The following is a 20,779-nucleotide window of genomic DNA, read 5'->3' as shown; positions in this document are numbered from 1 at the left end:
GGTCAGCGCGGCGGTGCTCCTGGCACAAAGTAGCGCAACGGCGACAGCCCGGTGCGGATGACGGCATCGCCTGCCGCGTCGAGGAACTCGTTCATCGTCGCCACACTGATCGAACCAGACGGATCCGCAATGATCACGTTGTCAACCACTGGCAGCAGAGTCGCAGTGCCCTTCGGCCAGGTTGCGAACGTGGTCGTCACACCGGTATTGAGGATCTGAATCTTGGGATCAGCAAGGTGAACATCCGGACGCTGCAGCGCGACGGTCTGAGCCTCGTATGCACGCACGCTGAACAGGCGCAGCACCCGCTCAAACCGCATCTCCAGCGAGGGGAAGCGCTCGCGCCAGGGGAATGGAGCCCAGGCGCCGGCAACGAGAACAATCGGGTGTGCGCTGACGAGCGATCCGCCCGCGTCATACAGTTCCTCAGCCAAGTCCAAGACGCGTGCGATGCCGGCTTCATCATCCGCACCAACGATCACCAGCCGGTCCCGTGACAGCGCGAACACCACCGGAGCACCCGCGAGTGAAACCACCGCCAGCCTCGCCGAGTCGACGAGCACGGATGCCGCCAGCACCTCATCATCAACGACGATCACGCCCTCGACAGGCTCGGGTACCTGTGCGGTCGAAGCCACCGAGGTCACCGCGTCGGTGAACGGGCGGGACCACCCCTCCGCCTGGCCCTGCGTGATCGCGGCACCGCTGCCGACTGCGTCCAGCCCAACGAAGAGCTCGCCGCCGACATACTCCACCCGCGGATGAGCGTCCCCCGGAGCAGTGATGGACAGAACTCCAAGTTCACTCGCACCGTAGATGCGTGGAACCATCTTCACGTCCACGTTCCCAAATGCACCTGTCATGAGTCCTGCCCCTCTTCGTCTGCCTCTGTCAGGTTATCTGCCAGCCCCTGCGCCTTCTGGCTTCCAAGCCTGACGACATCCGCCCATGACCAGCTCAGGTCGCCGGTTCGGAGGTTCATCGCAGTCGCCTTGTCACGCGTTGAATCATCCCAGACCCAGTTCCGGGGCACGACGTGCAGCGCCATCAGTGTCTTCAGCCCGGGAAGAGGGGGACCGTAAACCACAAGTACTACCGCCCGATCGCCGAAGGCCCACCAGTCTGCGCGTCGCGCACCGGTCCGCGCGAGCTCTGCGGCGTAGGAGCCCCCAAACTCACGATCGGGCGAGAGGTCGATGCCGATCTGGAGGCCGTGTCGGTGCTCGCACGCCCCTCGAATCTCGCTCCACAGCTGGGTCGCGCGGTCCCGCATCGGATCTCCGTCGGATGACGGCGGCTCCCATGAGAGTGGGATGATCCAAGCGACATCCCGCGACAGGGCGGGAACGTCGGACAGCAACCACTGATCGCGACCATCACCCGCCGACGAGGCACCCACCAACGTGGACTCGATGGCATCGACGATCCGGTCGGCGGTGACCACGAGCTGCTCTCCACTGAACGTGATGACTGCGCCGGAACGGAGCGACACAGGGCCGAAAGGCGTCGGAGCATCTGACGGCTCAGCGTGGATGGCCATCAATGCAGCGTCAAATCTTGGGTCGTGCCCGGCCAATGGCCTGGTTCACTCTTTGGAATGCTGATCACTGCTTCCGGATCGCCTGTCGGAAGGTATCCTCCAGGGATCCACTGCGGGTTGGCTCCACCTTCATTGCCGCGGGGGATATCAAGGTTACTGAGCTCCGAAGGAGCGAAGTTGCGGATCTCCACGGCGACGGGAAGGCCATCGGCGCCGAGATAGTAGTCCGGGTCCATGCCGAGACGGATGGCCAGCTGGCGTGCGTCACCGCCAGTCTCGTCGATGATCGTCTTCAGCTCGGATGTGGGGAAGACGAATGTGGTGCCATTGTTTCCTGGACCATACTCAGCCAGATTGCTGGAAATATAGATCCGGCTCGCACCATCCTGGAACCGGTCGAGATGCTGATCGATGTAGGACTGATCCAGATACTCCGAAGGATGCGGCCGGTTCCCATGACCGACGTCGACGACGTCGTTCGGCTCCCACTTGCTGTCCGGCCTCCACGCGTTCTGCAGCGGGTGCGTGACGTCCGCGGAGTCGAGATTTTGAACGTCACTCGTGTTGCGGTCTTGCTTGCGGCCGTGCTTGCGGAACATCTCCGCGAGCTGGCGCACATGGATCGGCACGCCATCAAGCGAATGCTTGATGGCGTCGGCGATCTCGGAGCCTGGTCCCTTACCCATAATCAGTCTCCCCCGATGTTGAGCGTGGCGAGATCTGCCATCAACCGCTCCGTCAAAGTCTCGACGTCAGACGCATGCATTTCCATCTCACCCTCCGCGTGTTCCAACGCCTGCAGATCCGCGTAGAACTCCTCCGAATCCCCCGCGACCGCCTCAACGATCGGCGAATCCAACGCCGCCATAATCGCCGCAGGAAGGTGCTCGGCCAACGGCTCGATCACCATCGGGAGAACCTGATTCATCGCCTGCTCCACCGCGATATCGACCGCCGCATTCAACAGCTTCTTCTTGATCAGCATCATCGGCCCCGCGCCCAACGCCGTGACCGGGTTCGTCAGCATCGCCACCAAGGTGATCATCGTCGTCGTCACGTCAACGATGACCTTCATCTTCAAACCGAAGACCACATCAGCCGCGATGTCGACACCCGTCGGCACAGGACCGAGCACATCCAACAGTTTCTGCAGATTCTGCGAACGGTTCGTATTCCACGCGCTCACATATGCGGGCCCCGCCTGCCCACGCATTGCCATCGCAAGATCCCCGTTGACCTTGCGATCCATCACCTGAATCTTCGACTCCAGCTCACCGTGGAACACGCGAACCATGTCGCCGCCCCGGCGCAACTCGTCCTCGTCAATATCCGGCCACTCAAAACCCAGCTTCTCCATTACCCAGATCAGCTCATTCGGCAACATCATTCCCACAGCACAACCTCCAGAGGAGACTCTACGGGTCGCGAACGCTGCCTCGCGATGGGGAGAACAACCCACAGCACCGGGCTCACGGCAGGGCCGCCCACTGCACGGCGCCAGACGTCAACGGAGCCGTCGCGCCGTTGCGTGATGCGACGCCGGTCACGTCACGATCGCTGATTGTCACCCGCGGGTTCGCGGCGATCGGAAGTGCCACGGCGGCACGGACGATCGTCGCCTCAATCTGCGCACGAATATCTCGCGCCTCGTAGATATCCGTCGTCTGGGCAAGCTGCGCGATCAGAGCGTCACGCTCCGGATCCGCATGGCGAGTGATGGATGCGTCACCCTGACTGCCCCACTGCGCAGCGATCTGCCCGGGCGTCTGCGGGATCGGCACGCGGGCGATCACCGCATCCCAACCGCGCTGCACGAGCGCGGTGTCGAAGTCATCGCTGCCGCAGTCGACCACGCTCCAGCCGAATTCACCTGCCGCGTCCCGAAGAGCAGCGAACGCACCGACCGCGAACTCGCTCCGCCGGTCATACAGCACGCAGACGTGTGTTCTTGCAGCGAGGCCAGCAGCTTCCCGCTCCAGCGCCGGGTCATCTCCCGCTTCGCCGAGCGTCTCGGCGAAACCGGAATCGGCGTTCACGATGTCGTAGGCGCGAGACCCCGGCGCCGACACCATCGATGTGGTGCCGGCGTACGCAGTTGCCCAGTCGCCGGCACCGCGCTCCACCATCGAACGCGCCGGCACCGCGTGGATAAACGCAGTCCGCGCCTGCTGCTGGGTGAAGACGCCTGCAGGATTCAACAGCATCGCCCAGACAGTTCCGTCATGCGTTGTGTCGACCGTGAAGTCCTTGCGCTCAAGCTCGATGATCGGTGCCCGATTGACCGCGATCGGAGCCACTTGCGCGGCATCCAACTGGTCACCGATCGTGGCGATCGGGTCGACACCGGGTGGCACCATGTCGATGCGGGCGACCTGGGGAGTCACGAGCCCGCTGTACGAGGGGTTCGGCACCAGCGTCACGCTCTGCCCCGCATCGCTACGATCGACCCCGTCGACCAGGAATGGCCCGCTGGAAAGCATCAGATCCGCGGGAAGCTCGGCCTGGTCGGAGAGCTCGAAGCCTTCGTTCCAGACCGTGGCGAGCGCCTCGAGCGCGGCCGAATCGTGCTCTTGGATCGCCCCGATGACCGCCTGCTTCGCCTCCATGTCGTCGTCCATGGCGAAGGCAAGACGACCGACGATGTGCGCAGGCACCGGCACCGTGACCGCCTGCTGCCAATCAATCACCGGCTGCGGAAACGTCACCTGAATCGCGCGCGCGAACTCATCGAGGACAGGGACCGCGAGCTCGGCATCCGGCTCGGCATCCGCTGTCTCGCTTTCGTCACCGACGTCAAAGTATCCGGACGCTCCCGCCCAGCCCAACAGCAGATCCGCGGCGTCAAGCGGGATACCGTCCGACCAGGACGGCTCGGTGAGGTCGTACCGCACCGTGAAAGGGTCGTCACTGACGATCGTGACCGCTCCGAAGCCTTCGTCGGCGACGAACTCACCGTCGATCACGTCTCCGAAGTCGCCTCGGATCGTCGCGGCAATGTCGACGTTGCCTGACGTGGGGGATGCGGCTGCGTTGGTCGATGTGAACTCACCCGTCCACCCGACGGTGATGGCAGAGCCCGGCACGACCGATTCCGGCATCGCCGGTGTGCATGCTGTCAGGCCTACCGCGAGGAGGACAGCAAGTGGTGCAGCAAGGCGACGAGCCCTCATGGGAGCCGCGTCACACGAAGTCGGCGCTGTCGTCGCCTTCGGCCATCTCGCGAAAACGCTCGCTCTCTTCGCTCTCCAGCCACGCACGTGCGTGCTCCAATAGCACCGCCGGCGAATCCTGCGCCTCTTCAGCAGTGGCGAACGGTCCGATCGTGTCCTCGGAAGGGCGCTCATCCGCACGCTGGACCGACTGGGTCGACAGGTTGTACCAGTAGCTCTGCGTTCCGCTCATGTTTCCAATTCTATTCGCCGCGCGCTGTGCATCTCAGGCAAAGACAGAGGTCGTGGCGTCAGTTCCCCCGACGCCACGACCTCTAAAAGTGCGATGGTTCAGGCGCCGCCGGCCATGCTCGCGTCAGTGTCACGGATCTGGTCCGCCATCTGGTCGAGTGCCTGCGCCATGTCGTTCACGGCCTCCGCTGCATCGTCCAGGGAGCTCGTGAGCTCACCGTACGACGTGTTGTACGCCACCGAAGCGTTCTCGGTCTTGAAGCCGTCCTGGACGAGGTCCTCGATGACGCCCTGGAGCTCCTTCAGCGTGTCGGTGACGGTGGTACGTCCGTCACGAAGGCGCTGTGCCGCGCTTTCCATCTCGCTGTATGTTGCACCAAAATCTGCTGCCATGAGAGCCGCCTCCAAGTTTGTCTTCGTCAGGCCGCTCGGCCTCTTACAACGAGGTTAGCCAACGATCTCGATCTGGCATACGGGGAGCGGTACCCATGTACCTCTACCCATGAGCCGGCGCATCGGGCACGAACGGGATCTGCATCGTGACCGCCTTACCTGCCTGTACGAAGATGCCGCGGCCGACCGGGAAGTCCGAACGTTTGACGCGACCGAACGGAGATTTGAAGATCGATTCTCCGTCGTAGGTGTCGGGTTTGAGCACGATGCCCTGTCTTCCGGTCTTCCATTCCCCCATCACGCCGATGCTGCCGCTGGCACGACTGATCTCGGCCTCGCCGATCAGCAGATGGTCGCTGTTGTTCATCGCCTGCAGCAGTGCCCGCATCGGGCGGTCAGCCGCACCGTCGGCAAGGTGAGGCATGTCCTCGATGACGATCATGATGCGACCATCGGGCGAATCGCTCACGACCAGTTCTGCGAGCTCTGTGGCGAGGTCCTTCTCGTCCTCGGCGCGCGTAGCGCTGCGCACCCACGGACGGAAGTCCTTGAGCTCCGATCGGCGACTGCCGAAGTGATACATGCGCACGTTCGGGTTGAAGCGTTCCATGGCGATGATGAGCGCCTTCAACGTGTTCGTCCTGCCCGATGCAGGAGGACCCGAGATCACGAACGAGCCGATCGGCTCGAAGCCGTGAGGTGCGAGCGTGTCGTCGGCAACGCCGAACACCGGCATCCCACCCACCTGTGCTGGCATCTCGGACACGGGAACCATGGTGGGAAGCGCACCGATCTCGGGTAGATCGAGCACGCCCTCTTCGCGGAGGCGATCACCGAGCACGCCGAGCGCTTTGGTCTGCTCGACCACGTTCATGGTGCCACCCAGTACTGCGATCTGCGCTTCATGCCCGTCAATGACCGCACGCCCCGGCGCGGATTGCTCGTCAAGGATGTCCCGTGGCGCGTTCAACAGCATGTACTGGCTGGGATCTCCCATCCGCAGCACGACGCGACGTGAGATGTTCGCCGCCACCGCGCTCGGCACGGCGTTGCCACGGTCGGCGGTGATCACGGTGTGCACGCCCAGTGTGCGTCCTTCGCCGAGGATGCGCATGAAGGTGCGGTAGAACGGCGCACGGCCCGGCGCGAACTCCCAGTCTTTCTTGAACTCGGGGAAGTTGTCGATCAGCAGCAGAATGCGCGGCATTTTCGGGTCGACGAGTTCTCGGTATTCCTGCACGGATGCCGCGCTGGCGGCCGAGAACGACGCCGAACGACGATCCATCTCCCGATCGAGCGTCCGCAGCAGACGTTGGATGCGCTCGACATCTGCACTGTCGACGACTGAGCCGACATGGGGAAGTGCGGCAAGCGCGCCCAGCGCACCCGAGGCGAAATCGAGGCAGTAGACCTGCACGCGACCACGATCTGGTCTCATGCCGGCGGCTGTGGCGATCGTCTTGAGCAGGGTCGATTTACCTGAACCAGATGTGCCGTAGATCACCAGCGAACCATCACGGTCGGGTGAGAACACCGCTGGCTGCTGCAGCTGATTCTCTGGCACATCCACCAGCGCGAGCGGGATGCGTGTGTCGCCCTCGTTGGGCAGATCATGCAGATCCACGAGTGGCGACAGGTCATCGAGCCAGGGACGGCGGGGCCGGATGAGCCCTCCGACCTCGCTGGCGCGAATCAAGGTCGACACGATGCGCTTCTGATCGTTCGGGCCGAGATCCTCCTCATGGGAGTCCGACTCGGCGGGACGATCGGATTCCCACTCGGCGCTGGAGCCGAAGCGCAGCTCGGCGACGCGCACCTCCGCCACGGCCGCATCATCGTCGGTGGTCCATCCGCCCGCGTACGCCGACTGGAACGGTACCAGCCTGCCAGGGCCGGTCTTGGCGATCGCCCGGCCGGGGATCGCTGCCGAGAAGGTCGACGCGATGCCGTCGTCGACGACGTCGCGCGAGTCGGCCTCGTCCGCCATGCGCAGGGCGATGCGCAGGTTGGTGTTCGCGCGCAGGTTGTCCTTGATGACGCCCGCTGGTCGCTGGGTCGCCATGATCAGGTGGATGCCGAGCGAGCGTCCGCGCTGCGCGATATCCACCACGCCATCGACGAACTCCGGCATCTCCGACGCGAGTGCGGCGAACTCATCGATCACAAGGACGAGGGCCGGAGGGCACTCCGGATCCTGGCGCTTCTCAAGCTCGAGAAGATCCTTCGCCTTCTTGCGATTGAGCAGATGCTCCCGATGCTGCAACTCAGCACGAAGGCTGGTCAGCGCTCGGCGTACCAGGTGTGGACTCAGATCGGTCACGAGCCCCACGCAGTGCGGCAGCTCCACACAATCGGCGAAGGCGGATCCGCCCTTGTAGTCGACGAACAGGAACGTGACGCGATCCGGGCTGTGCGCCGCAGCCATACCCAGAACCCACGCCTGCAGGAACTCGGATTTTCCCGCGCCGGTCGTACCGCCGACGAGGGCGTGCGGACCCTGCGTGCGCAGATCGAGTGCCATCGCGTCGCTCGCCCCCTGGCCGATGATCGCACGCAGCGTGCCAGACTTCTTCAACCGAGGCCGAGGCCCCGGCGACCGGTCCACGATGGTGTTGTTCTGTCGCCAGCGCTCGATCACGACCTGCGGATCCTCCGCGATCGCCGGGTCGACGAGCTGCAAGAACATCACCGAATTAGGAATGTCAGACGCGTCGTGCACCACTGTGCTCGCATCCACCACCGGTGCGAGACGTCGAGCGAGCATGTGCAGGTACGCGTTGGAGACGCCTTCCACTCGCACATGCTCGAAGTGCTCGCCGGTGCGGACCAGGCCGACCTGGGCATCTTCGAGACCCGTTGTGACGTCGATGTAGCTGCGGCACACGGCCGGGAGAGACTCGACCGTGGGCGAGATGAACACCGCGTGCACGCCGCGATCCGCGCCGCGCTCCAACACATCCGTGAGTCGACCGCGGTCGACCGGTGCGTCACTGGTCACGAAGACGATCACTGACAGCGGTGGAGTGCTCTTGTGATCCGTCGCCGCGCGAGCGACATCCGTGCCGTACAGCAGCGGGTTCCAGTCTTCCTTGAACGGACCGCGCGGCTCTCCGCCGACGCCTTCTGCCCCGGCGCGTAGCACGTACTCCTCGAGCATGCTCAGCAGTGCGGCACCGGTCGGTGCGGAATCGGCGAGCGCCATGTTCCGGAACGGGCTCTTCTCGCTGGATGTGTGCGGCATCCACTTGAGCCAGTCCAACTCTGGCGTCCACGCGGAGTCGGCGAAGGCAACGGTGACGACATCGTTGGGGGCGTGCAGACCGAACAGCTGGACGGCAAGGCCGCGCATCGTGTCGGCCACCGGCCCCTGTGGACCCGCGATTCCGATCGACCCGGCGTCGGCCAGCGTGTCGAACACCGGCACGTCGTCGACGAGTTCGTAGCGTTCGCGCAGTCGGTCGATGCGTTCGATGAACTCGGGAAGGCCGTCCGGCTCGTCGGCATCGTCGATCATGTTGCGTGCGGGGAGCTGGCAGCTGCCCAACCGCAGACCGAGGAAGTTCCAGTGCTCCGGCCGCCTCGTCCACAGCATCGGGCCGAGGCGCATGGCGTGATCGAAGATTTCCGCGACGGGCGGAGCCTCCGCACTGCGGGCGCGCTCCTCCTCCGGCTTACCTCGGAAGAAGTCCTCTTCCAGCTGCTCGTACTGTCGCTCGAAGAGGAGGTACTCGTGGTTGGAGCTCTTCTTGCTCTGTACCGCCTGATTGATGATGTTGCCGAGCGCCATCAGCGGCGTCATCACGATCATGAGGAGCGACCGCGGATTCTCATTCAGCGCGTAGAGCGCCATACCCATCAGGATCGGCGTGACCAGGATCGGCCACGGGAACATCTTGCCGATCTTCTCGGTGGGCAGACGCGGAGCCTTGAACCGTGTGCCCGGGTAGCGCACCTCGACACGGGGGCTTCGATTGAACAGCAGGCCCCCACCTCGTTCGATGATCGGCTCCTCTGCCGCCGAGCCATCGAAGGACCGGGCGAGGCGCAGGATGAGCGTGGTGCCGCCGATCACGAACGGCTCACCCTCTTCGACCCTGACCCGCTGTACCGCGACACCGTCTACGAGCACGCCATTTGCGGAGTTCAGGTCGACGACCTCGATGTGCGCCCCGACCTCGAGGCGCGCGTGACGCTTCGAAACCAAAGGATCGACGAGGACAACGTCGTTGTCCGAGTCCCTGCCCAGGAACACGTGCCCGGCGGCGATGGGGAATTCTTGGCCCTCCAACGCTCCCGCCGTCGCGCGCAGCACGCCGACGATCTCGCCCTGGCCACTGGCTGCATAGTTGGGGCCGTAATTGACGATGGATGCTGCGAAACCGGAGCCGATCGGCGCTTCGCCAATCGGTACATCCGGCTGCAGCGGGACCAGTCGTTCACCGGCGGGAGGCGCGACGGCGAGTGTGACCACGTCGCCCTCGGCGACCGGCGTCGACCGTGTCGGATCGGCCTCGGCGACATGGCGAGCCACGTCGCCGGTGGTAGCCGTCGAATCCGTCGTGATCACGATGTCGACGGGGTCGCCCGACTGCCGGTGCAAGGTCAGTTTCAGTCGCATTCGTGTCCCTCAGTCCCGCTTAGCTCGCCAGCGACCATCATCTTGTGCTCGCCCTCGCTCATATCCGAATCACGGCTGCCGTACGATCGCCGATCCGAATCAGGTCGCTGTCCGTCGTCATGACCGGCGTGCCCGCAGCGACAACGTACTCCACACCGTCTCGGATCAGCCCCGACCCGTTTGTGGAACCGCAGTCGACGATCTCGAGTCCCCCGTCGACAGGACGCACCAGCAGGTGTGTCTTCGAAAGCGACCGGCTATCATCGGCCAGCGGGATCGGTCGTGCGCCAAAATACTGCGCCGGGTCCGGGTTACGCCCGAGGAGCACGGCTTCGGATACCAGGATGCTCTCGCCCGTGTCGAGACGCAGCGCGAAGCGTGCGGCTGGGGTGGTCTGCGGCGCAGGTTCTGGCGCGGGCGCGGGCTGCGGTATCGGGGCTGGATCGGACATCGGCTCTGGCGCAGGTTCTGGCGCGGGCGCGGGCGGCGGCACGGGAGCCTGCACGGGCTCAGGAGCACCGGCGAGCCGGTATCCGCCGAGCACCGGCTTACCAGCCTCACCCGGGCCGGCCTCCGCAGGCTGGACGGGCTGCGGCAGACCGATCACCGGACGCTCACGCGCCTCGTACGGACGCGCAATACCAATCACGCCGGCGCTGACACGGTTGCCGGGCCGATACTCGGGCTGTGCCGCCGGATCCATCGGTGTTGCAAGGGAAGGTAACGCCGATCGCTCAGGAGCCGGCTCGGCCTTCACCATCTTGCGTGCGACGCGCATCCGCTTCTCGTCGTAGGGCTGCAGCCCCTTGCGCACGTCCACCAGCCAGACATTCGTCGCCTTGTCATGCCATCCGCGTCCGCGGCGCTGCGGGTCAAGCGTCGGAGAAATCAGGAACAGTACGAGGCCGAAAAGCGGCACGAGGCTCACGACGGCGACGAGGAGGAAGCGCGACAGCACTGCGCCGACGCCAGGACGTCCGAGCGTGCGCACATTCACGCTTCGGATGCCGACGATGGCCTTGCCGATCGTCAGCCCCTTGGTTCCGTGGAGGACCAGTTGCACGACGCTGAAAACCAGGGTGAGGAGTACCGTGACGCCCGCCATCACGATACCGAGCACGAAGCCCGGATGATTGAGGAACCCGTAGGAGGAGATCGATCCGGTCGCGAGCTTGAAGAGTAACGGCATCGCACCAAGCCAGAGCGGCAGCTGCAACAACAGCCAGAGCGCGACATCCAAGGTCAAGGCCAAGGCACGGCGACCGAACGGCGCGCGCAACAGGCCGAGTGCGGCGGCATACGCCGGATCCGGGCGCCCGGAGGCGTCGAGTCCTTCGATCGTCTGCTTCTTCTCGTCGATCTCCCAAATCATGTCAGTCCACGCATCCCCGCACCGGTTCGGACGAGCGTCCGCCTTCACGGATCAGGAACACATCAATACACACCTCACCGGATCCCTGCGGGGTGAACGTGACCGTCGGTGTCGTCACCCGCTCGGCGCTGATCTCTCCCGAGAGAACGACCTGATCCCAGATGTAGAAGTCGCCGTCTTGCTCGTCCGGGTTCGTCCACGTGAAGGTGACCTGTTCGCCGTCGCGGACACCGGTGACGTCCGTCACTCGCGGGACAGTGGTCGTGACGATGTCTTGTGGCTGCACGACCTGTTCGGTGTCCTCGGGGTTGGGCTGCTGGGCGTTCAGGCTTGTGGCAATGAGGTTCACACCGACGATGCCGCCGGCGATGAGCAATACCGCCGCCACGATCCCGCCGATGATCCAGCCCACAGGGCCGCGACCAGGTGATTCTTCAGCCTCAGCGGGGGCGAGTCTCGGCGCGGCCGGCGCATCCGGCGCCAGAACCCGTGGCGGACGCAGCAGGGTGCGGTCATCCGCGGATTGTGGCACAGGCTCGGGAATGACGACCGTGGGCGGTCGCATCACGGTGTCATCGGCAGCCGGCGGGATCGGTGCGGAGTCGATGTTCGGAGCGAACGGCTGCGTCAGCGCGGACGGCCGGGTCGCTCCCGCATCCGGTGCGATGCTGACGACCTGACGCACCCTGGTCAGTCCGTCGTCATCATCATCGATCTGCTCGATGGGATGGTCATCGACGATGTCGATCGGCGTGACGGAGTGCGAGAGCTCGATCTGTACCTTCTGCAGCGCCCGCGCAAAGGCGACGGCGCTGGGGTACCGGTCGGCGGGGTTCTTCGCCATCGCCCGCTCAAGGACACGCTGCAGGCTCGCTGGCGAATCCGGGCGGCCGAGTGGCAGCAGCGGGGCGCGCTCGATGCGCTCGATCAGATTGGCGCTGGAGTTACGCTCACCGGGGCGTTCGAACGGCGAACGCCCCGCAAGCAGCGTGAACAGCGTGGCAGCAAGCGCCCACACATCCGACCATGTGCCGCTCTGCGGGGGGTCGCCGAATGATTCCGGTGGCGACCACGGAATCGACATACCGGTTGCCTCGGAGATCGCCGCGGTCGTCGAAGCGATGCCGAAGTCGGTCAGCGCCGGTCGGTTGTACTCCGTGACGAGGATGTTTGCCGGCTTGATGTCGCGGTGCAGGACGCCGGCACGATGCGCGGTCTCCACTGCGCCGGCGACCTGGATGCCGACGCGCAGCGCCTCCGCGACCGAGAACGGCTCCTTGCGGGCGCGCAGCTGCAGGTTCGGGCGAGGGCAGTACTCCATCACGATGTACGGGCGTCCGTCGCCGGCGACCGCGGCCTGATAGATCGTGACGATCGCCGGGTGCGTCGACAGCATTGCCATGACATTCGCCTCATCGGCGAACTCCTGCGCGGATCCGCTCGAGATGCGATCAGCCAGCAGCACCTTGACGGCGACCCGCCTCTTCGGCATCTGCTGCTCGTACAGGAAGACATCGGCAAAGCCACCCGTGCCCAGTGGTTCGACGTATGTGAAGCCAGGGAGATCGGGTGGTGGGGAGGGTGGCCTGCTCACGGAAGATCCTCGAAGGTGACGATGACGCCGTCCCCGAGGTCGACCGCGTCGCCGCTCAGCACCAGGACCTGCTCACCGGGGTGCAAGCGCATGGGATCCGCACCCGGCCGCAGCAGAGTCGATCCGTTCGTGGTGTGCAGGTCGATCACGACCACGGTGTCGCCCTCGGGGCGCACCTCGAGGTGATTGCGGGAGATGTCCTGCTGGGGGCTGTCCACCGCGATGAGGTGCGGCAGATTGGCACCACTGGCCCGGGTCGATCGCGGCCGCCGGCCGATGATCACCGGGCGGTCAAGGGATGCGCTCTGCCCCGTGGAGAGCCGGATGCGGCCGACGGATGCCACCGGAATCGCAACAGTCGGAGCTTCCGACGATGACGCTGCGGCTGGATCTCGGAGCGCGCGGGCCTGCGCGAGGGAAATGGTTGCACCGTCGTGGTCGCCTGGCGCGTGATCGGGTATGGGACTTCCTGCCGGGATCACGTGGACGGTGTCTCCAAACAACAGATCGAAGTCATCAACCTCTGCGGTGGAGTCGGCTTGCTCCGGCATCAGCGTGTCGTCCGTGTCACCCGTGTCAGGATCCTCGTCTGCGACAGGGGATTCCTCTGCGACAGGGATCTCCTCTGTGACGAGGGTCTCCTCAGGAATCGGCGGGGCCTTCGAAACAGGCGGGGCGGTCAAAACGGGCGAGGCGATCGGGACAGACGGGGCGATCAAAACGGGCGGAGCCACGGGAACGATCGGATGCTCCGACGCCACCAGTTCCACGGTCAGCGCAGCAGCGCGCACGACGCCGCCGATGATGGGGAAGGAGATGTCCGGTTCGTCTGCGATCGCGATGCGGATCCGGCTGGCCGAGCGGATCAGACGCTCACTCCAGGTGGTGACGTCGCGTCCGCTGACGCGCGTCTCGCCCTCTGTGGAGTCGACCGTCACCTCGGGCACACCCCGTACAGCGACACGAACGTTCGCACCGTCCGTGGTGGCGATCGCCACGAAGTCGGGGAGCCCCGCAAGCGTTCCTCCGGAGCCGAGGGTGAGCAGATCCACCAGCGCGCCGAGTTCATGCGCGTCACGCATGCCGTCCCAGATCTCGGCGACGAATGTCGCGTCGGCCCGCGGAGGCAGAACGATGACAGTGTCCACGTTGACAAGCGCGTTCCACTGTCCAGGGCGATAGGTGACGTTCACGGGCGCACTCCTCCTGCGGCTTCGCGCGGACGCGTATCCGCGATGTCAGGAACATCTGTCTCCACGGGGCGCCCAGGATGGGACGCGACGGAGATTGCGTCGACGATCACAGCAGTCACGTTGTCGCGGCCACCGGCACTCACAGCGTCGGCGACAAGGACGTTGGCGGCGCTCTGCGGATCGGTCTCAAGGGAAAGGACGTCACGGATGTGGCCGTCGGACAGTTCGGAGCAGAGCCCGTCCGAGCAGATCAGGATTCGGTCACCCAGGTCGGCGGGGAACATCCAGTAGTCGGCCTCACCAGTGCTTCCACCGCCGATCGCACGGGTAATGATGTTGCGACGATGGTCTGTGGCGGCTTCGGCCGCTGTCAGCTCACCCGACTCCACCAGCTCCTGAACGACCGAGTGATCCACACTGATCTGCTCCAGCTCACCGTCCGACAGCCGATAGGTGCGGGAGTCTCCGATATTCAGGACGAGCCAGTATCCGGTGCCGTCGACCGAAGCCAACACCACGCCACTCAGGGTCGTTCCTGCGCGCCCGGTGGTGGAAACGGAGATGTCGTCGACGGCGAAACGTGCGCTGCTCACGGCGGCACGCACGTCATCGAGGACGAGTGACTCACGACCGGAATACCGCTCAAACTCGGCGAGCGCCGCGGCACTCGCGCGCTCCCCCGCCTCATGACCACCCATGCCGTCCGCGACGAGGAAGACGGGAGCGCTCGCCAGCAGCGAGTCTTCATTCAGAGTGCGGCGGCTGCCCACATGCGTGGCCGAGCCGGACGTCACGATCAGGGATGCACTCATACGTAGCCGCCAATCGTGACGATGCGATCGCCGATCTCGATGGCATCGCCGAGGCGGATGCCTACCTGCTCACCGGGTGCGCAGGTGATCCGCTCGCCGTCGCGTACGATCGTCACCCCGTTGGTGGAGTGGCGATCCATCACCCATCCGCCACTGACGTCACCGCCTGCTTCGAAGTGTGTCTTGGACAGCGACAGCGTCTCGTCGCGCACGGACACGATGGTTGCGCCCTGCTCGGGCTGAGGATTGCGTCCGAAAATGGTGCGCCCGGATACCGGAACGCGGGTTCCGTCATCCCAAGTGAACACCAGCCGGTGGCCGGGGATACTGATCCGGGTGTCCTCGATGTCCTCCGACTCGGCTTCGTATGAGACGGGAACGAGATCAGGCACGGTAGTGCGCTCGGGATCGGGCAGCGAAACGGTCACGTCGTCAATCTGCTCGGGCCGCTGCGGCGGGGCGTCCTGCGTCACACCTGGAACGAACGCGATCAGTGCATCCTCGGCAACCGGTGCGGGCGGCCGCGGAGCGGCCGCGACGGGTGCTGGTGGTACCGGCGCATCCGGCGCAACCGGCGCGACGCTCGGCATCGCCGGAACGGCAGGCATCCGAGGAACCACTGGCATCTGCGGAACCATCGGCATCTGCGGCACAGTCGGGCGTGGAGCCGCTGCGAGTGTGGGTGCTCCGGGCTGCACTGAAGGAAGCGGCGGGCGCGGCGGCACCTGCATCGCTTGGGTCGGAGGAGCCGCTGCGCTGCCTGCGGTCGGCAGCGTGCGTGATTCCAACATGAGGGACTTCGCGACCTTGTCGTGCCAGCCTTGGAATCGCCCCGAGCCGTCGAACAACGGCGTGAAGTAGCCGACGACGATGGACGCTGCGAGGCCGAAGATGATGTTGCGCACCAGCGTCATACCGAATCCGAGCGGCGCGCCGTCGACCTCGCGCACGAGGCGGATGCCCTGCGCGCGCATGCCGATCGACCCGCGACCGCTCTGCATCAGCGTGTAGACGATGAACCATCCGAGCATCACCACCGAGATCAGCGGGCCACCGATGGCCAGCACCCCGAGCATCCCCTCAAGGCCTGCCGAGACGGCGACCACCGCGAGAATGATGCCGAGCACGATGCCGATTCCGGCCGCGATCGCAGCGTCGATGATGTATGCCACGGCGCGCCGCGACGTCTGGGCGACCGTGCCGAACGCCGGTTGTGTCATGGTGTCTCGCTCTCGGATACATCGGAAGTGCTGTTCTTGATCGTGCCAGGTTCTCGTCGAACGCGCGCGTTCGCGGCATCCTTCAGACTCTGCACGCCTGCGGAGAGATGTGATCCTCCCAGCAGCGAGCGCATATTGAGACGTGCCTTGATCCGCTTCCAGAAGCCAACTTCGCTACCGAGGCCGACAACGATCTCATCGACCTGCTTCCAGAACGCCTCAACGTCTTCGGGGGTCGGTTCGTTCGGTCCGAAGACCTCGGCGTCCGCCCGATCGGCGAGCACCGTGATGGCGGGGGCCGACAGTGACTCAGCGACCCCTACTGCTTCCTCACCGCGCGTGGCCCCCGGCACGAGGCGCGCGCCGTAGTCGACTGCGCGGTCGGTGAGCTCATCCCACCCTCCGCTGATGCGATCGGCCGTGCGCTCGGCGGCGCGTCGTGACCGGCGCCGCGACGCCTTCCACGCGCCGATGATGATAAACGGCGAGGCCAGCAGGGCGATCACGCCGAGCGAGATGCCGCCGATCGCCAGGATCACAGCGATGATGCCGCCGATGTCTGACTTCTCGTCCTCGGACTCGCGATCGTCCGGAAGTGTCGGCGGGAGATCAACCGGCTCCTGCGGCGGAGGCGGCGGCTGCAGCACCTGCGGCTTCGGGTCGGCACGGGGCTTGGTGTTCTGATCGTTCGGCACCTGGTCTTCGGGAGGCGTCGGATCGAACGACACCCATCCGAAGCCGTCGAAGTTGACCTCGACCCAGGCGTGCACGTTCTCACCAGTCGCGGTGAACACGGCATCCTTCTGCTGGTCTTCGTCAGGGTAGAAGCCCATCACCACGCGCGCCGGAATGCCGAGCTCGCTGGCGAGCAGGGTCATCGTGACCGCATACTGCTCGTCGTCTCCGACCATCTGTGCGCCGCCGATGAGCGTCGAGATGCGCTCCGAGGTGTGCCCAGCGCGAGAGATCACCTCGCCCTCCAACCCGTGGCTGAAGAAGCCGTCCTCCGAAAGGAAAGACTCCAGCGCTCGTACCTTCTCGATCGGCGTCTCCGCGTCCGCAACGGTTTCCGCCGCCAGCGCGGTGAGGTCCTCCGGCACGTTCTCGTGCTTGGGCACGCGCACGGTGCCGAACTCGGCATCCACGAGCTGCTCCTCGGCATACTGCGCGGGGATCGTCGTCTGCACCGAGTAGGCATCGCCCTCCGCGATCCCGGTCGTCGTGACCGCGGTGCCGGTACCTGTGCTGTAGTAGGTGTTCCGTCGCAGTTCGTCTGCGTCGTCGCCGTCGAAGGAGAACTCCGACACGGCGCCGGCATTGGGCACCCAGACTCCGTCGTAATCGCCGATCTCGAACTCCAGCGTCGCCGGCACTCCTTCGGCCTCCGGCGACATGTTGGAGCGGATCGGCGAGAACGTGCTGGAAGAGCCGGGGCCTCCATCGACGACGTTGATGACCTGCCCGTCGAACTCGTCCATGGACGCGAGGCGGATGCGCGCACCGGCCGGAAGGCCGCTCACCGTGAAAAGCGTTTTCGTGCCCGCGTCACGCACGTCCCCGCGGAACGACTGCAGTGCGCTGGGGTAGTCGCGCACATCGAACGGAGGGATGACCACGTCGCGGAGCACGTGGCGCGTCTCGGACGGGGTGGTGAACGCACTGGTGGCGATGCCTGCACCACCGGCGAGCACCAGCACCGCAGCTCCCGAGAGCAGCCGACGCGTGCGCATGTGACGGGCACGCGTCACATCGATCTGGCCTGCCGATACGGCCGCGTTCTGAGGAGAGGCGAGCTGGCGAATGGCGAGCCAGGCCACACTCACGATGGCGAAAACGGTGCCCTGGATGAGGGGAACGGCAGGCTCGGGGGTACCGAAGGCGATGACCAGCGCGAGCAGGGCGCCGGCGGGGATCAGCGCCCAGGCAGGTCGGGTGAGCCGCAGCGCGAGGGATGCGGTGAGCACGGCGGCGACCAGCATCAGCAGGAACGGCACGAGCAGGTGCCCATCGGGCGCGGCCACTGGCGCAACGGTGGTGAGCATGCGCTTCCACGACGTGATCACGCCGACCGCCAACTGCTGCAGTGTGTCGAGCGTCGGGATGACGCCAGCCATCGCCGTGTGCGGCAGCGCGAGCGCGCCACCGAAGACGAAGTAGACGAGCACGGTGAGCCCGGCAACGATGAGCATGCCCCACTTGCGCCAGGTCGAGACGGCAGCGATACCAATGCCGAGCGCCATTCCTCCGAGCGCGGCGACGAGGTAGCTCGGACCGGCGAAGCTCGGCCAGAACCCCACAACGGAGACGCCGAGCAGCACTGCCACGGCCACGAGGTCGGTTATCCAACGGCGCACGGAGATCGGCGGGGCAGCGGGCGTGCTCATGCGAGGACCTTCTGGAGTGCGAGGGGGATCTGCTCAAGCGCGCCGAGGCTGACGACATCCGCGTCAGCGATCCGTCGCAGCGAAGGCCGTTCGACCGTCGTGTCGGCCACGACAGCCATCACGCGTGCGCCGAACGGGAGACGCGAGCAGGCGAGGCGGAGGTCTTCGTTCGAGACCTTCGAGCCGCAGACGAGCACCACGACACTCGCCAGCGGCATGGTGGCTGCGATCAGGCCACTGAGATCGGAGATGCCGCCGTCACGCGGTCTACTGCTCTCCACAGCCGCGAGCGAGTCGAGCAACTGCTTGCCGCTGCCCGCCCGCAGTTCGCGCCCCTGCACACGCGCGTCAACGCGCTGCGAGTCGCGCAGTGCGCGCAGGCCGACGGAACCGGCCACCGAGATGCCGAGTTCGAACTCGGCCTCCGTCATGTAGTCGCCGCTCGAGCGCGAGAGGCCGATGACGAAGTGTGATCGCCGGGTCTCCTCGTACTGGCGCACCATCATCACACCTGTGCGAGCGGTCGAGCGCCAGTGCACGTGACGAAGGTCGTCGCCGGGTTGGTACTCGTTGAGCGCATGGAACGAGACGTCGTCCCGAGAGAGGTCTGCGGCGGGAAGTCCCTCGAGATCGCGCAGGAACCCCAGCGACTGGCCACCGAACATCGTGGTTTTCGGGTGCACATAGAGGTCGACGGGATCGTCGCGCCGATGTGCGCGCTCGAACAGCCCCAGCGGGTCGCCGCGCACCACGCTGACGGGACCGACCTTGACCACTCCACGTTTCTGGGTAGGGATCGCGAACAGCTCCTCCGACGTCTCCCCCGGCGCGAGCCGGTGGATGCCGAACTCACCGCGCCCGGCTCCGACCGGAAGCACAACCCGCGAGGGCAGGATCGCCCGACTGCTCGGGTTAGCGAGCGTCAGCGCACCGACGGCCCTCTCGCCGACGACCACGCGGGTGCGCGCCAAATCGAGGGCGACGTCGTACTCGGTGCGTCCGATCAGGAACAGGGCGCACAGTATCAGCGTGATTGTGATGACGACGGCGGCGATCGTCGGTTCGATCCAGCCGAAACGTTGGCCGAGAACCCACAAGACGATCGCCAGCGCCATCAGCACCCAGGCGAGCGGTCTGATCACACTCGTGATCTTCAGCAGACGCGCGCCGACGCGCGCCCCGAGGACCGCCGCGACGTCACGCCAGCCGGCGTCGCGTTCGATCTCCGGCGCGTCGGACACCGTATCTGCGGTCATCAGGCCGCCGATCGCGCCTGAGGAGCCGCAACGCGGTCGAGCACACGGTCGATAACGACATCCGGCGTCGTACCAGCGAACTCGGCTTCAGCGTCGAGCAGCAGACGATGCTGCCACGCCGGACGGACCAGCATCTTGATGTCGTCCGGCAGCACGTAGTGCCTGCCGTGGGCCGCTGCCCAGACCTTGGCCAGACGGATGATCGCGATCGCGCCACGCACGGACACTCCCAGGCGCACCCCGCTGTCCTCACGGGTCGCCTCGGCGAGCTCTGCCACGTAGCGCAGTACCGCGGGGTCGACATGGGCACTCGCGCCGAGGTCTGCCATGTCGGCGACCGCGCTGGTGGTGATGATCGCGGAGAGTCGCGCGGAGGGGTTGCGATCGGACGCGCCAGCAAGGATGCTCTCGGTCACCGCGAGATCGGGATAGCCGATCGAGGTCTTGATGAGGAAGCGGTCGAGCTGCGCCTCGGGGAGCTTGTAAGTTCCAGCCTGCTCGACGGGGTTCTGCGTTGCGATGACGAGGAACGGGCGACCGGCCTCGTGCGTGACACCGTCAACCGTGACGCGTGACTCCTCCATGACCTCAAGCAGCGCGGACTGTGTCTTCGGAGAGGCACGGTTGATCTCATCCGCCAGCACGATCGATGCGAAGATCGGCCCCTTGTGGAACTCGAACTTGTGCGCCTGCTGGTCATAGATCGTCACGCCGGTCACGTCGGACGGCAGCAGGTCAGGCGTGAACTGGATGCGGGAGCTGCTGCCCTGCACCGTCGCGGCGAGCGCCTTCGCGAGGCTGGTCTTTCCGGTGCCGGGGGCGTCTTCGAGGAGCACGTGCCCCTCGGCGAGCATCGACGCCAGCACGAGGCTGACGATCTCACGCTTGCCCTGCAGCGCCTTGTCGACGTTGTCGACGAGGCGGTTGAAGGTGCCCTGGAACCAGGCGGCCTGCTCGGGTGTCATTGTCATGCGTGCGATTCCTTATTTCTCTCAG

16 protein-coding genes are annotated in these 20,779 nt (G+C 65.5%); all 16 read right to left on the bottom strand.

Going from position 1 to position 20,779, the window contains the following annotated elements; genetic code table 11:
• Positions 1 to 2: 2 nt before the first annotated feature.
• The 16 genes from ACSU1G_RS12610 to ACSU1G_RS12535 all read right to left on the bottom strand — a co-directional run bounded on the left by ACSU1G_RS12610 (position 3) and on the right by ACSU1G_RS12535 (position 20,754).
• Complete coding sequence (locus tag ACSU1G_RS12610; protein WP_439280301.1) at positions 3 to 863, bottom strand: hypothetical protein; 861 nt, start codon at positions 861 to 863, stop codon at positions 3 to 5.
• The gene (locus ACSU1G_RS12605; RefSeq protein WP_439280300.1) at positions 860 to 1,540 is read right to left on the bottom strand and encodes a hypothetical protein; all 681 of its coding nucleotides are present in this window, start codon (positions 1,538 to 1,540) and stop codon (positions 860 to 862) included. The genes ACSU1G_RS12610 and ACSU1G_RS12605 overlap by 4 nt, the downstream gene beginning before the upstream one ends.
• Positions 1,540 to 2,169 carry a hypothetical protein gene (locus tag ACSU1G_RS12600; protein WP_439280299.1) on the bottom strand — a complete coding sequence of 210 codons (630 nt, stop codon included), beginning with the start codon at positions 2,167 to 2,169 and terminating at the stop codon, positions 1,540 to 1,542. Before ACSU1G_RS12600 ends, ACSU1G_RS12605 begins: the two co-directional genes overlap by 1 nt.
• Before the next feature lie 59 nt (positions 2,170 to 2,228).
• Positions 2,229 to 2,927, bottom strand: coding sequence for a hypothetical protein (locus ACSU1G_RS12595; protein ID WP_439280452.1), 699 nt, complete (start codon positions 2,925 to 2,927; stop codon positions 2,229 to 2,231).
• Positions 2,928 to 3,009: 82 nt separating this feature from the next.
• Complete coding sequence (locus ACSU1G_RS12590) at positions 3,010 to 4,638, bottom strand: ABC transporter substrate-binding protein (RefSeq protein ID WP_439280298.1); 1,629 nt, start codon at positions 4,636 to 4,638, stop codon at positions 3,010 to 3,012.
• 82 nt (positions 4,639 to 4,720) lie between these two features.
• Entirely contained in the window at positions 4,721 to 4,942 is a 222-nt protein-coding gene (locus ACSU1G_RS12585; protein ID WP_439280297.1) for a hypothetical protein, read from the bottom strand.
• Between the two features lie 98 nt (positions 4,943 to 5,040).
• Positions 5,041 to 5,334: a WXG100 family type VII secretion target gene (locus ACSU1G_RS12580; protein WP_439280296.1), complete on the bottom strand. Its 294-nt coding sequence runs from the start codon at positions 5,332 to 5,334 to the stop codon at positions 5,041 to 5,043.
• A gap of 103 nt (positions 5,335 to 5,437) precedes the next feature.
• Positions 5,438 to 9,952: an FtsK/SpoIIIE domain-containing protein gene (locus ACSU1G_RS12575; protein WP_439280295.1), complete on the bottom strand. Its 4,515-nt coding sequence runs from the start codon at positions 9,950 to 9,952 to the stop codon at positions 5,438 to 5,440.
• Between the two features lie 58 nt (positions 9,953 to 10,010).
• Positions 10,011 to 11,324 carry an RDD family protein gene (locus ACSU1G_RS12570; RefSeq protein ID WP_439280294.1) on the bottom strand — a complete coding sequence of 438 codons (1,314 nt, stop codon included), beginning with the start codon at positions 11,322 to 11,324 and terminating at the stop codon, positions 10,011 to 10,013.
• 1 nt (position 11,325) lies between these two features.
• Positions 11,326 to 12,918, bottom strand: coding sequence for a serine/threonine-protein kinase (locus ACSU1G_RS12565; protein ID WP_439280293.1), 1,593 nt, complete (start codon positions 12,916 to 12,918; stop codon positions 11,326 to 11,328).
• Positions 12,915 to 14,111, bottom strand: coding sequence for an FHA domain-containing protein (locus tag ACSU1G_RS12560; RefSeq protein WP_439280292.1), 1,197 nt, complete (start codon positions 14,109 to 14,111; stop codon positions 12,915 to 12,917). Before ACSU1G_RS12560 ends, ACSU1G_RS12565 begins: the two co-directional genes overlap by 4 nt.
• On the bottom strand, positions 14,108 to 14,923 hold the full coding sequence (locus ACSU1G_RS12555; RefSeq protein ID WP_439280291.1) for a PP2C family protein-serine/threonine phosphatase: 816 nt from the start codon (positions 14,921 to 14,923) through the stop codon (positions 14,108 to 14,110). Before ACSU1G_RS12555 ends, ACSU1G_RS12560 begins: the two co-directional genes overlap by 4 nt.
• A complete protein-coding gene (locus ACSU1G_RS12550; protein WP_439280290.1) occupies positions 14,920 to 16,143 on the bottom strand; it encodes an RDD family protein in 1,224 nt (407 codons plus the stop codon). Before ACSU1G_RS12550 ends, ACSU1G_RS12555 begins: the two co-directional genes overlap by 4 nt.
• Positions 16,140 to 18,527, bottom strand: coding sequence for a transglutaminaseTgpA domain-containing protein (locus ACSU1G_RS12545; RefSeq protein WP_439280289.1), 2,388 nt, complete (start codon positions 18,525 to 18,527; stop codon positions 16,140 to 16,142). Before ACSU1G_RS12545 ends, ACSU1G_RS12550 begins: the two co-directional genes overlap by 4 nt.
• The gene (locus ACSU1G_RS12540; protein WP_439280288.1) at positions 18,524 to 19,783 is read right to left on the bottom strand and encodes a DUF58 domain-containing protein; all 1,260 of its coding nucleotides are present in this window, start codon (positions 19,781 to 19,783) and stop codon (positions 18,524 to 18,526) included. The genes ACSU1G_RS12545 and ACSU1G_RS12540 overlap by 4 nt, the downstream gene beginning before the upstream one ends.
• Positions 19,783 to 20,754, bottom strand: coding sequence for an AAA family ATPase (locus ACSU1G_RS12535; RefSeq protein WP_439280287.1), 972 nt, complete (start codon positions 20,752 to 20,754; stop codon positions 19,783 to 19,785). The genes ACSU1G_RS12540 and ACSU1G_RS12535 overlap by 1 nt, the downstream gene beginning before the upstream one ends.
• Positions 20,755 to 20,779: the final 25 nt, after the last annotated feature.

Source organism: Microbacterium sp. A93, assembly GCF_051842835.1.
This window is presented reverse-complemented; position numbering and strand designations above follow the sequence as displayed.